General features: G+C 34.6%; 12 protein-coding genes. 10 read left to right on the top strand and 2 right to left on the bottom strand.

From position 1 onward, the window contains the following. Position 1 precedes the first annotated feature (1 nt). On the bottom strand, positions 2-478 hold the full coding sequence (locus tag AC2A1D_RS11535) for a YdeI/OmpD-associated family protein (RefSeq protein ID WP_484043790.1): 477 nt from the start codon (positions 476-478) through the stop codon (positions 2-4). Positions 479-556: 78 nt separating this feature from the next. After that, positions 557-2,755, bottom strand: coding sequence for a S46 family peptidase (locus AC2A1D_RS11530; protein ID WP_484043789.1), 2,199 nt, complete (start codon positions 2,753-2,755; stop codon positions 557-559). An 85-nt stretch (positions 2,756-2,840) separates the two neighbouring features. On the opposite strand from AC2A1D_RS11530, the gene AC2A1D_RS11525 reads away from it, so the two are divergent. From AC2A1D_RS11525 to AC2A1D_RS11480, 10 genes are all read left to right on the top strand, one after another. Beyond that, positions 2,841-3,275 (top strand): META domain-containing protein, encoded by a 435-nt coding sequence (locus AC2A1D_RS11525; protein ID WP_484043788.1) that lies wholly within the window; start codon positions 2,841-2,843, stop codon positions 3,273-3,275. A 139-nt stretch (positions 3,276-3,414) separates the two neighbouring features. Further along, on the top strand, positions 3,415-4,632 hold the full coding sequence (gene hflX / locus AC2A1D_RS11520) for a GTPase HflX (protein ID WP_484043787.1): 1,218 nt from the start codon (positions 3,415-3,417) through the stop codon (positions 4,630-4,632). An 11-nt stretch (positions 4,633-4,643) separates the two neighbouring features. Beyond that, positions 4,644-5,273: a DUF4919 domain-containing protein gene (locus tag AC2A1D_RS11515; protein ID WP_484043786.1), complete on the top strand. Its 630-nt coding sequence runs from the start codon at positions 4,644-4,646 to the stop codon at positions 5,271-5,273. A gap of 17 nt (positions 5,274-5,290) precedes the next feature. Next, a complete protein-coding gene (locus AC2A1D_RS11510) occupies positions 5,291-6,571 on the top strand; it encodes a cation:proton antiporter (RefSeq protein WP_484043785.1) in 1,281 nt (426 codons plus the stop codon). 10 nt (positions 6,572-6,581) lie between these two features. Continuing rightward, positions 6,582-7,292 carry a DNA alkylation repair protein gene (locus AC2A1D_RS11505; protein ID WP_484043784.1) on the top strand — a complete coding sequence of 237 codons (711 nt, stop codon included), beginning with the start codon at positions 6,582-6,584 and terminating at the stop codon, positions 7,290-7,292. Between the two features lie 7 nt (positions 7,293-7,299). After that, positions 7,300-7,962, top strand: a complete 663-nt coding sequence (locus AC2A1D_RS11500) for a hypothetical protein (protein WP_484043783.1) — start codon at positions 7,300-7,302, stop codon at positions 7,960-7,962. A 12-nt stretch (positions 7,963-7,974) separates the two neighbouring features. Continuing rightward, positions 7,975-10,065: a hypothetical protein gene (locus AC2A1D_RS11495; protein ID WP_484043782.1), complete on the top strand. Its 2,091-nt coding sequence runs from the start codon at positions 7,975-7,977 to the stop codon at positions 10,063-10,065. Continuing rightward, complete coding sequence (locus AC2A1D_RS11490; protein ID WP_484043781.1) at positions 10,066-11,283, top strand: hypothetical protein; 1,218 nt, start codon at positions 10,066-10,068, stop codon at positions 11,281-11,283. Positions 11,284-11,291: 8 nt separating this feature from the next. Further along, entirely contained in the window at positions 11,292-11,630 is a 339-nt protein-coding gene (locus AC2A1D_RS11485) for a DUF6122 family protein (protein ID WP_484043780.1), read from the top strand. Positions 11,631-11,695: 65 nt separating this feature from the next. Beyond that, positions 11,696-12,772 carry a calcium:cation antiporter gene (locus AC2A1D_RS11480; protein WP_484043779.1) on the top strand — a complete coding sequence of 359 codons (1,077 nt, stop codon included), beginning with the start codon at positions 11,696-11,698 and terminating at the stop codon, positions 12,770-12,772. Positions 12,773-12,781: the final 9 nt, after the last annotated feature.

Below are 12,781 nucleotides of genomic sequence, written 5' to 3'. Positions count from 1 at the left end.
ATTAAATTCCTTTTTTACCCTGAAGAATCATTTCTATCATTTTTACTTTTCTGCGCTCTCTTGTTTCAGGTTTTTTGGCTTCTTCAATCCATCGAATATATTCTTTTTGGTGGGTATAACTCATTTTATCAAAAAGATTTTTTGCAGTTGGATTTCCGCTAAAGATAAGCGCAATATCTTCCGCAACAGAAACTGTTCTTTCTTCTTTGTCTTCTATTAAAGAAACAAAAACTTCGTCTCCAAAGCTTTTTCCAAGTTCCTTCCTGACTTCCTGTGTTAATCCCAAAATATGACAATCTGATTTCATTTTTGCTAAACTTCCTCTATACTCAACTTTTCCATCGAAAATCGCCTTTATTTTCACCTGACCTTTTTTATTAAAAAGTTTTTCAACAGAAAAAGGAAATTCCACAAAAGCAGCATTCATCTCTCCGTTTTGCAGGATTACAGCCAAAAACTCAATATTTTGATTTTCCATAATTTCTCCTATTTATTCTCAAAAATAAAAAAACCGCAGAATAAAAATTCTACGGTTCTTAAAATATATTTAGAAAAATTACTTCTTCTTTTTTGCAGGTGCTTTTGTCGGCACTTTAGACTTTCCTGTATCTGCAGGAGTGTTTTCGTCTTTAATTAATTTCAACTCGTCTACAATTCTTCTTGCTCCAGCGAATTTGTCGATTGTCCAAAGAACAAAACGAACGTCTACACTGATTGTTTTTTGCCATTCTTTTTCGAAAACGATATCTCCACTTAAAGCTTCGCTGTTTCCGTCGAATGCGATCCCGATAAGATTTCCGTCTCCATCGATTACCGGAGAACCAGAGTTACCACCAGTAATATCGTTGTTAGAAAGGAAGTTTACTGGCAAATAACCTGCTTTATCAGCATACATTCCGTAATCTTTAGCCCCTTGAAGAGCAAGAACTCTTTGTGGAAGATCAAACTCTTCGTCGTTTGGTTTGTATTTACCTACTAAACCTTCCATTGTAGTATAGTAGTTTTCTGTAACACCGTAGTAGTTTCTATCTTGTCTAATTGGCAAAGTATCGATTTGCCCATAAGTAAGTCTCATAGTAGAGTTTGCATCTGGATAGAATTTTTTCTCAGGCATTGCTTTCATTAGCCCTGCAAGGAACATTCTGTTATTCTTAGCAAAATTTTCGTCTACTTTCATCCATCTGTCAGAAGAAGCTTTTTGATCGGCCATAATTCCTCTTGCGATTTTCAACAAAGGATCTGCATCTAGCTTCACACGGTCTGGATTCATTACAAAATTGGTAACCGAAGTTTTATTTGCAAAGATTGAAGAGTACGCTACGTTTGAAAGATTTTTTGCATCTAGCCCCATTAAAGTTGGTGAAGCTACATCTGGGTTTACATATCCTTGGTAAAGATTTACCATAGAATTCATCATTTCACCTTCCAATTCGGTATTGATGTTTTCGTAAGTTTCTTTAATAGCTGCTTCCAATTTTGGTTTCATCGCCAATCTTCCCGCCATATCTTGTGTTGCATAAGTATTCAAAACACTAGATAATTGAAGAGCGATCGAGAAATATTTTGTATTTCTTGTTAAAATTGAAGCATAATTTCTCTCAACATTTCTATCAGAAGTTTGCTTGTAATAGTTTTTAAGTTGTTCTAAAACATCATCATACTCATAACTTCCAGATTTCATAACCCATTCAGAGAAAGATTTTTCCAGGGCTCTTTTATCTTCAATTGTTCCGTTTTTGTTTACGGCATCAATAGTTCCTTGTCTGTTTTTCCAGTAGTTTGCAACAGAAGCATACTGAGAAGCATAAGCCAATTGAGTGGTCTTATCCTTATCCATATACTTTTTCATTACATCCATTGCCAATTTAGAAGCTTGTACCCAAGCTGGATAGTCTTTATCTACCATCTGCTGAATTCCGAATGAAGAAAGGTAACGGTTGGTTCTTCCTGGATACCCTAAAATCATAGAAAAATCACCTGGTTTTACTCCTTTCAAAGAAACAGGCAAGAAATGTTTAGGCTTCAAAGGAACGTTTGCTGGAGAATATTCTGCAGGATTTCCCGCTGCATCTGCATACACTCTGAAAACAGTGAAGTCTGCAGTATGTCTTGGCCACTCCCAGTTGTCTGTATCACCACCAAATTTTCCTAAAGATGAAGGCGGTGCACCCACTAATCTAATATCTTTATAATCTTGATAAACGAAATAATAAAACTCGTTTCCGTTGAAGAAATCTCTTACAACTACCGTATATTTTCCGTTTTCTGAATTTTCTTTCTGAATAGCTTTTGTCTCTGCATCAATCACAGCTTTTCTTTCAGCAGCAGACATATTGTTGTTAAGCTTTGAATTAATTCTTTGTGTAGCATCATCCATTCTTACCAAAAATCTTACGTAAAGATCTTTCGCATTGAACTCGTCTTTGTCTTTCATTGCCCAGAAACCATTTTTCAGGTAATCTTTTTCAGGCGTAGAAGCTGCAGCTACAGCACCATAACCGCAATGGTGATTGGTAAAAATAAGACCTCTGTCTGAAACGATTTCTCCTGTACAAAAACCTCCAAAACTTACGATAGCATCTTTTAAGCTTGAATTGTTTACAGAATAAATCTCTTCCGGAGTAAGATGCAGACCTTCTTTCTGCATATCTACACCGTTAAGTCTTTTGACAAGCATCAGAAGCCACATCCCTTCATCTGCCCTCATCTGAGCAAAGCTCAGTAAGAAAGTGAATAATAAAAATATTCTTTTCATTTTTTAAATAATTTTTGTGTGGCTAATTTACTAATTTTTACCTTATTCTGATGGTAAGTGGTATAAAATTGGGTAGGTTTCCTGTATGAAAAAGTTAAAATTACTTAGTTTACTTACCCTTTTTACGGTATTTATAATTTCTTGCGCAACAAAACCTGTCGCAAACCCCAATCTGCAAAGAGAATGGATGCTCGTTTCTTTCAAAAATTTTTCTAAAGAAGAACTCGTAAAAGCCAATGCTAAAATTGATTTGAAGCCAACTGACAAACCAGAACTTTTTAAAGGCGGTGCAAAAATGGGTTGCAACAGCATTTTTTTCAGTGCAGAACTGAAAAGTAAAGACAAAATAATGTTCTCAGATGCAGGAAGCACTATGATGGCTTGTCTAAATATGAAACTCGAAACAGAGTTTTTAAAAACACTTCCAGGAACCAAAAATTACTCAATTAACGGGCATTTTTTAACTATTACCGACGAAAATGGACAAGTGATGAGATTTGTTGCAGCAGATTGGGATTAAGCACAATTTTTCACTTTTCAGACTGAAAAATTAATCCTTAAGAAAAAATTAGCTCAACAATACACTTTCTCATAGGTGAATTTTGTATTTCAAAAGAAAAAATGTTATCTTGTAAATCTTATAAAATAGATCAATTTTAATGTTAGAAAAAAAGCAACATAATTACGAAAAAGCAGTTTTGGTAGGCGTTGTTACACAACATCAGGACGAAGACAAACTACAAGAATATATGGACGAGCTGGAGTTTCTTGCGTACACTGCAGGAGCTACAGTAGACCGTCGTTTTACCCAAAAACTTACTCAGCCAGATTCTAAAACCTTTGTAGGAAGCGGGAAAGTACAGGAAATAAAAGAATACGTAAAAGAAAACGAAATTGGAACCATCATTTTTGATGATGAACTTTCTCCTTCTCAGCTTAAAAATTTAGAAAGAGAAGTAGAAGTGAAAATTCTTGACCGAACCAACCTAATTCTCGATATTTTCGCACAAAGAGCACAAACTTCTTACGCAAGAACTCAGGTAGAATTGGCGCAATATCAATACCTACTTCCGCGACTTACCAGAATGTGGACCCACCTTGAGCGACAAAAAGGGGGAATCGGGATGCGTGGTCCCGGTGAAACAGAAATTGAAACCGATAGAAGGATTATTAGAGACAGGATCACTTTACTGAAAGACAAACTGAAGATTATCGACAAACAAATGGCTACCCAAAGAAACAATCGCGGGAAAGTCGTGCGTGCCGCTTTGGTAGGCTACACCAACGTAGGAAAATCTACTTTGATGAATGCCCTTTCAAAATCTGAAGTTTTTGCCGAAAACAAATTGTTTGCAACGCTAGATACAACGGTGAGAAAAGTGGTTATCGGAAACCTTCCGTTTTTATTGACAGATACTGTTGGTTTTATCAGAAAACTTCCGACGCAGTTGGTAGAATCTTTCAAATCTACTTTGGATGAAGTAAGAGAGGCAGATTTACTTATCCACGTAGTTGATATTTCTCACGAAAGCTTTGAAGACCACATCGAATCTGTAAACCAAATTTTAATGGAAATTAATTCACACCAAAAGCCGATGGTAATGGTTTTCAATAAAATTGATGATTTCAGCTACGAAAAGAAAGACGAAGACGACCTTACTCCATCTACCAAGAAAAATATTTCGTTGGAAGAATGGAAAAAGACATGGATGTCTAAATCTAAATATCCTACCGTTTTTATCTCTGCTTTAACGAAAGAAAACTTCCCGGAAATGAAGAAATTGATTTATGACGAAATACACAAAATTCATATCTCAAGATTCCCTTACAACGATTTTCTCTTTGAATATTTTGACGAGGAAGAAGAAAACAAATAACCTAAAAATTTATGATGAAAAAACATTTCATCCTTTTTCTAATGCTTGGTTTTGGGTTGATTTTGGCTCAAAAATCTAAAATCGACCTTAAAAGCATTGAAAAAAACCTTGAAAGCAAAAAGTCTAATTACAGCTACGACAAGCTGATTTTCAAATATCAAGGTCTTCCAAAGTCTCTGGATAGTATTGAAGCACAACATCTTTACTACGGTAGAAACTTTCAGAAAACCATTTCTACAACCGATTCGGAATTTAAAAAACTCACAGACTCTTTCCGAGACAAAGACATGGATAAATGCCTTGCTTTGGGAAAAGAATTGTACAGCAAAGACCCCACAAATCTCGATATTCTGCTGATTCTTTTGCGCGGTTATGAAGCTAAAAAAGATGTTTCAAATTTTTCGCATCACATGACGCAGTTAAGAACACTTACAGACGCTATAAAAAGTTCTGGAGACGGAAAATCAGAAAAAACAGCGTATGTAGTAAACACAGTTGGAGACGAATATATTCTTTTGAATATTTTAAATATCGGACAAGATTACGAAAGACATTCGCAAGCTTCAAAAGACGCAATGTTCGACATTTGGCAGAAAGGTGAAGACAAATTATATATAAAAGTTCTGTATTTGGGCTTTTAAATATTTAAAAAATTTTAATGGAATTATATTATTCGTTTTCAGTATTAATCGTACTTGCATCTATATTTGCTTATATCAATTATCGCTTCTTAAAACTTCCAAGCACCATAGGAATTATGGTGATTGCCATTACCGTGTCTATCGTTTTGGTTTTCTTTGGCGAAACACTTTTCCCGAAAACATTCAACAGACTTCATCAATTGATGACGAGTATAGACTTCACCGAAGTTTTGATGGGCGCAATGCTCAATTTTTTACTTTTCGCAGGAGGAATTCATGTAAATATTGATGATTTGAAAGAGCAACTTCGCCCGATCGTTATATTTTCTACAGCCGGCGTTGTGATTTCTACTTTCGTGGTGGGAATCGGCATGTACTATTTAATGCCGATAATTGGAGTACAAATTCCGTTCATATTTTGTTTGGTTTTTGGAGCATTAATTTCTCCAACCGACCCTGTTGCGGTTTTAAGTATTCTAAAACAAGCCAAAGTTTCCAAAGCTTTAGAAACCAAAGTTGCGGGAGAATCTTTGTTCAACGATGGGATGGCGGTTGTTGTTTTCACCGTAGTTTTACAAATTGCAATTGGGGAAGAAGTAGATTTGAACCTTGAAAGCATTGGTTTACTTTTACTAAAAGAAGCAGGTGGCGGTTTACTTTTGGGGATTATTTTAGGATGGATTACTTCGAGATTAATGCGTGAAGTAGACGATTATATCATCTCTGTTTTGGTAACGCTTTCTGTGGTAATGGGAGGTTATCTTATTGCCCATCAAATGCATATTTCAGGGCCATTAACGATGGTTGCAGCCGGACTTTTCATGGGGAATTTCAACATGAAATTTAAAATGAAATCTATCACACAAGATTATTTAATTAAATTTTGGGAGTTGATTGATGAAATTTTAAACGCCGTCCTTTTCCTTTTTATCGGTTTCGAACTTTTAATGATTAAAGATTTAAAACACTTTATGATTCCTGGTCTTGTGGCGATTGTTGTGGTGCTCATTGCAAGATTTGTCTGCATTTGGCTTCCGACAAGATTTATGTCACTAAAAACAAGGTTCAGTCCGCAAACGGTAAAAGTTTTGGTTTGGGGAGGGATTCGTGGCGGTGTTTCTATCGCTTTAGCCATGTCGATTCCGAAAGGCGAATACAGCGATGCGATTTTGAGTATTACGTATTGCGTTGTGGTGTTTTCCATTATTGTTCAAGGACTTACCATTGCAAAAGTGGCAAACCCAAACAAAATTGCAAAAGAAGAACAAGAGCTGGAAATTACTTTAGAAGAACATTAAAACACAAACCATGATTGAAGATATAAAACAGGCACTTTCAGAACTCGCGATTCCAGAAAAAGCGGTGTTTTTTCCTAAATTTTTTAAAACAGGAAAAGGAGAATACGGCGAAGGAGATTTGTTTCTCGGAGTAAAAGTTCCAGACCAAAGAGCGGTTGCCAAAGAATTTTATGCTAAAATTTCATTACCGGAAATTGCAGAACTTCTGCAATCAAACTATCATGAACACAGACTGACTGCCGTTTTTATGTTGGTTTCGAAATTTGAAAAAACAAAAGATAAAAACCAGAAAGAAGAGATTGTTCAGTTTTATTTAAACAATTTAGAAGGCATCAACAATTGGGATATAGTAGATTCTAGTTGCTACAAAATCTTAGGAAGATATGCTTTTGAAAACGATAAAGCTGAAATATTAATGAAACTTGCAGAGTCTGAAAACATGTGGCACAAAAGAATTGCCGTAGTTGGGACGATGCATTACGTGAAAAAAGGTAGTTTTGAACTCACCAAAAAATTGGTTTTGAAAAACCTTCAACACAGCCACGATTTAATGCACAAAGCAAACGGTTGGCTTTTGCGAGAAATGGGAAATAAAAACGAAAAAGAACTTCTCGATTTCCTGAATGAACATTATACAGAAATGCCTCGAACAAGCCTTCGATACGCCATTGAAAAGCTTGATGAAAACCTGAGACAAGATTATTTAAAAGGAAACATTTAATACGAAAATGAAATTTAAAAACATACTTTTCATCATTCCAATTTTTCTCTTAACGAGCTGTTTTGATATTTTAGACAAAGTAAATATAAAAGCAGACGGAAGCGGCGATTATACCTTAATTTTGAATGCAAGCAAAAGCAAAACAAGAATCGCATCCCTTTCTAAAATGGAAACCGTGAACGGAAAAAAAGTTCCGAAAAGACCAGAAATTGAATCAAAAATAAACCAAGCCGCACAAATTTTCAAAACTACACCAGGAATTTCAAACGTGAAAACCTCGATGGATTTTGATAATTACATCATTAAACTAAGTTGCAGTTTCAAAAAAATTGAAAACGTAAATGCCGGTTTAGAACAATTAAAAGCCAAAAATATTATCGGAAAGATGATTCCGACAAATATTTACACTTCAAATTTGGCAAAAAAAACTTTTACGAGAAATAAAGTGAATACCTTTAAAGACGATTATCAAAAACTTAGCGCCGCCGATAAAGAGGTTTTTGCAACCGCAAAATACACTTCGGTTTTACAGTTTGAAAACACTATAAAATCTCAAAGCAACGCTATTTACCAGCTTTCACCAAACAAAAAAGCGGTAAAAGTTGATGGTAATATTTTAGATTTTATTCTTGAGAAAAAACCACTTCAAAACAATATACAACTTCAATAAACTAATTACAAAATGAAAAACTTTATCATAAAAGCTCAAAAAATTGGCTTCCTCATATTTTCCTTTGCGTTTCTGAGTGCACAGCAAAATATGAAGCTTCCGAAAGACGCTCTTTTGTACATGGAAATCAACGGAAAACAGCTCAATAAAAAAATGAATTGGGAAAAGCTGAATCCGTTTTTTAAAGAAATCAGCAAAGACGAAGACAATAAAAAACCTTCTTGGAACGATTTCTCAAAAACCGGAATAAAATATGATGAAACACAGTATCATTACGCATCAAAAAATGATTCTGTTTACGCCTATACATCGTATTTCACGATTGATAATCAGTCAAAATTCAAAGAATTCATCAATACGATAAAGAAAACCGGACAAGAAATCACAAAAAAAGCAAAATACGAATTTGTAGACCTCAACGATAATGTTTTTGTTGCCTGGAACGACAGAAAAGCGGTTCTAAAAATGATGACCTACGAAAAGCCATACAAATATGATGATATGGTTTTTGCAGACAGCACGACGGTCGCAGTAGACAGTGTTGCCGTTGCCATAGACAGCGCAGCCATTGCAGAAATTGAGGTTGAAAAACCATTTGATTACAAAGAAGAAATTCAGAACCTGAAAGACGAAATCAAATATCTTCAAGAAAACATTAAAGACAGCAACGCAGAAATTGCGAAGTTCAAAAAAGACATCAAATATTTAGAGAAAAACCACAAATATCCTGAAGAAGCCAAGAAAGTAAGCGACTCTACTTACAAAGAAAAAAGCGATGAAGAAATGCCTCTTCCGACTCCGCCCAACAAAGACCAGAGCGAAGATGACGATGAAGAAATGGAAGACGATTACGACTTCAAAGCCGAAGCAAAAGCCGATTCTCTTTACCAAAAAGAGATGGATTCTATTAACATAGAAAACTTTAAAATTGCTAAAAAACTAGCTGAAGCAGACTTCGACCTTTACTTCGATTCTTCTCTTGAACTAGAGGTTTCTAAGGATTTATTAAGCTTTAGAGATGCAAATTCAGATATGTTTATCTACAGTAATTACGGAAAAATCTTTGGGAACGATGCCTACAGAAGTTTGTACAGAGATTTTGATGTTGATAAAATTTTAGGAAAGCTTTACAATTCGAACACCACCTATAATCTTTACTTTGATGACGATAAAGTAAGGTTGATTAGCAATTATCAACATAAAAACGAAGACATTAATAATCGATTTGCAGCAGTTTACGACGGAAAAAAGAATAAAAACCTTACCGCTTTAATCAACGATAAAAGTATTGGTTATTATTCATTAAACCTCAACGGATACAAATATTTCGACCTTATTTACAGTCTTTTTGAAAACTCAGGAGACGGCGCTTATCAAAAAGAAATTCAGCTGATTTTAGAAACAGTGAAAATTGTTTTAGACGAAGAAGCAATCTCAAAAATCGCTCCAGGAAACGGAATTTTTGTTTTAAACGAACTTAAATCTAAAAAAGTAGAGTACACAGATTTTGAATACGACGACGATTACAACGAAAAAGAAGTAAAGAAAACCAAAGATGTTACCGTTCCGGAATTCACTTTTGCGTTTGCAACAGAAAATGAAAAATATTGGAACAGAATTTTCGACATGCTGATTTCGAATAAAGAAACGGCGAAAGTGATGACGAAAGAAGGCAATTTCTACAAATTTAAAGAAGAAAAAAGTGAAGGTGCAATTGAACAACTTTACTTTACTATTAAAGACGGAATCGTATATATAACGACTTCTAAAGAAAACATCACTCCAAAAACGCAGTCTGAATCTTCTAAAAAATGGACGAAAGATGCAGCGAAATACGCAGTTTCCGGAAGATTTGATTTGCAAAAACTTTTGGTTGCTTTAGACCACGAACTTACCGAAAGCTCTGAAATAAAACTATTGAATCTGATGAAGAAAAACGCTGGAGAATTTATCTACAAAAGCGAAATAAAAAACAACAGCATACAGACTGAAATAGATTACAACATAAAAAATGCTGCCGAAAACAGCTTGATGTATTTCTTCAATTTAGCCGATGAAATCTACAAGATTACAGAATCTGAAAAGAAAAACCACACCCTATAAATGAAAAAAAGAAAGCTCTTTTTCTTGATATTGGTTGCTGCGTTGTTGGCGTTGTATTTTGGATTGTTTCACAAAAACAAAGACCTAAAATACATTCCCGACAACGCAGACGCCGTTGTGGTAATCGATGTAAAAAAACTGGCAAGAAACTACCTTTCAGAAGCAATTTTGCATCCTTCAACCTGGTTTAAAGAAAACCAAGAGAAAGGCCAAAAAAAATGGTTGAATGCAGGAATAAAAATTCCGGATTTTATTGCGTTTTTCCACCTTCCGAACGAGAAAACAAATTCTTGGTACACGATTTTACCAATTAAAAACAAAGAAAAATTGCAGGAATTTTTAAAGGCAGAAAAATTTCAGTTAAAAAATGAAAATGTTTACCAAAAAGGAAGTATTTCCTTAAAAATCGTAGACAAAATTCTTATCGCCGGAAATTCGGAAACAGCTTTTAACACTCTTGAAAAAACATTTTCGTCACCTCCTAAAAATATTAAAAACGCCGATGAATTTATGACCGAAGATTTTGGCGTTTTGGCGATTTTAAAAGATAAAAAAATTCAAAAATACGGCATCAATTTGGGAGAAGATTTCATTGAAATAAGCAATTCTAATGATTTTAAAAGTAAAATTCCCTCTACTTTACAACCCAAACATTTTCTGGAATCCAACCTCAACCAAAAGAATTTAAAACTATTTTCTACCCTTTTTAAAAACGATGTATTTCTGGATGAAAACATCAATTCTGTGGAAATCGTTTCAGATTTAAAACAGGTTTCAGATACCATTATCAGCTTCGATTATGATGAAAATTTTAATGAAGTAGAAAAAGTAAGCATTCAAAAAATTATACAGCCACAATATTCTATTCAACTAAAGACTTCAAATCCGAATAAAGTTTGGGCGAACTTGAAAAATCAACGTAAAATTGATGCTAAAAACCAATTTACAGCGGTTCCATTTTTGCCAAATCAAATTCAAAAAGAGAAGAATGGTTTATGGATTCAAACAAAAAATCATCCTCAAATTTTAAAAAACATTCCCGATAATTATTTTATACTAAAAAACGACGCGCTTCTTTTATCTTCCATTACGTCTTTATCTGAAACTGAAAGAAGAAAATGTAACGACATCGATTATCTTTTTTACTTGAATAAAGGCAATGATTTTGTACTAAAATTGCAGTTTAAAAAAGGAAATCTCCCACTTATTTTACGTTAAAATCTCCCATGAATTCTGAAAACCTTGCGCTCCTGAAAACGGTTACCCATTATTCTCTACACCTGATTTTTCCAGTGTTTATTGCCTTGGTTTTTTACAGAAAAAATTGGAAGAAAACGTACTTTATTTTACTCGCTACGATGTTGGTAGATGCAGACCATCTTTTGGCAAACCCAGTTTTTGACTCAGGAAGAATGAGTATTGGCTTTCATATTTTACATTCTTATCCTGCGATTGCGGTTTATTTTTTGATGCTTTTTTTTAAAGGAAACATCAGAATTGTAGCCATCGGATTGCTTTTTCACATGTTTACAGATTTCCAAGACTTTTATTTTTGGCCACATTAAAATTTGATTAATGTTTTCTTTTACAATTTAATTTTCCATAGATTTTTTGTATTTTAGAAACACTTATGAAACTTAAAGACTTTTTACACTACACCTACATTTTCCCTGTTCTAGCCGTGATTTACTACTCCTTGAATCTCATGGGAAATGGCGTTGTATATGATGTCTTTGCAGGGATTTTATTAACTGGAACTGTACTTTCTGCTGTTCATCATGCGGAAGTTGTTGCGCATAAAGTGGGCGAACCGTACGGAACTATTATTTTGGCACTTTGCATCACCATTATCGAAGTTGCACTTATCATTTCTTTGATGGTTGCAGGAGGCCAACAAGCCAGTACTCTTGCTAGAGACACCGTTTTTTCTGCAGTTATGATTATCCTCAACGGAATTATTGGCATCTGCATTTTAGTAGGCGGTGTAAAACATTTTGAGCAATATTTTGTGAGAACTTCTGCAACAACCTATTTGGTTTGCATTGTTTCTATTTTGGTAATTACTTTGGTGCTTCCTAATTTTACATCGAGCGTCAACGGACCTTATTACAATAATGCCCAATTGATTTTTGTTTCGCTTGCTTGTCTTGTGATTTATGGTGTATTTCTAATGGTACAAACGGTAAGACACAGAAATTACTTCATAGTTCCGAACCAAAAAGAAGGTGAAAACCACCATTATATTCCCACAAAAATGCAAGCCATTTTAAGTTTTTTCTTTCTTGTAATCTGCTTAATTATTGTGGTTTTAATGGCAAAAGGACTTTCAAAAACAATAGAAGATATGGTGCAAAGTTTAGGCGCGCCCAAATCTTTGGTTGGAGTAATTATTGCTGCGGTCATTCTTTTACCGGAAGGTTTAGCAGCCATTCGAGCGGCAAAAAACAATCAAATACAATCGAGTTTAAACTTGGCTTTAGGCTCTGCTTTGGCAAGTATTGGTTTAAGTATTCCTGCAGTTGCCATTGTTTGTATTTTATACGATATTCCTTTGGCTTTAGGTCTAGACAAAAAAGACATTATCCTTCTTACTTTATCTGTTTTCATCGTGATGCTTTCTTTAAGCAGGGGTAAAACCAATGTGCTTTATGGCACTGTTTTGTTGGTCAATTTAGCTGCGTATATTTTTACAGTTATTGTTCCGTAAAGGCAAAAA

It is taken from the genome of Chryseobacterium sp. HNCC26DJ239 (assembly GCF_057180445.1).
Note: the sequence above shows the minus strand (reverse complement) of the source record. Positions and strands in the feature narration are given on the sequence as shown.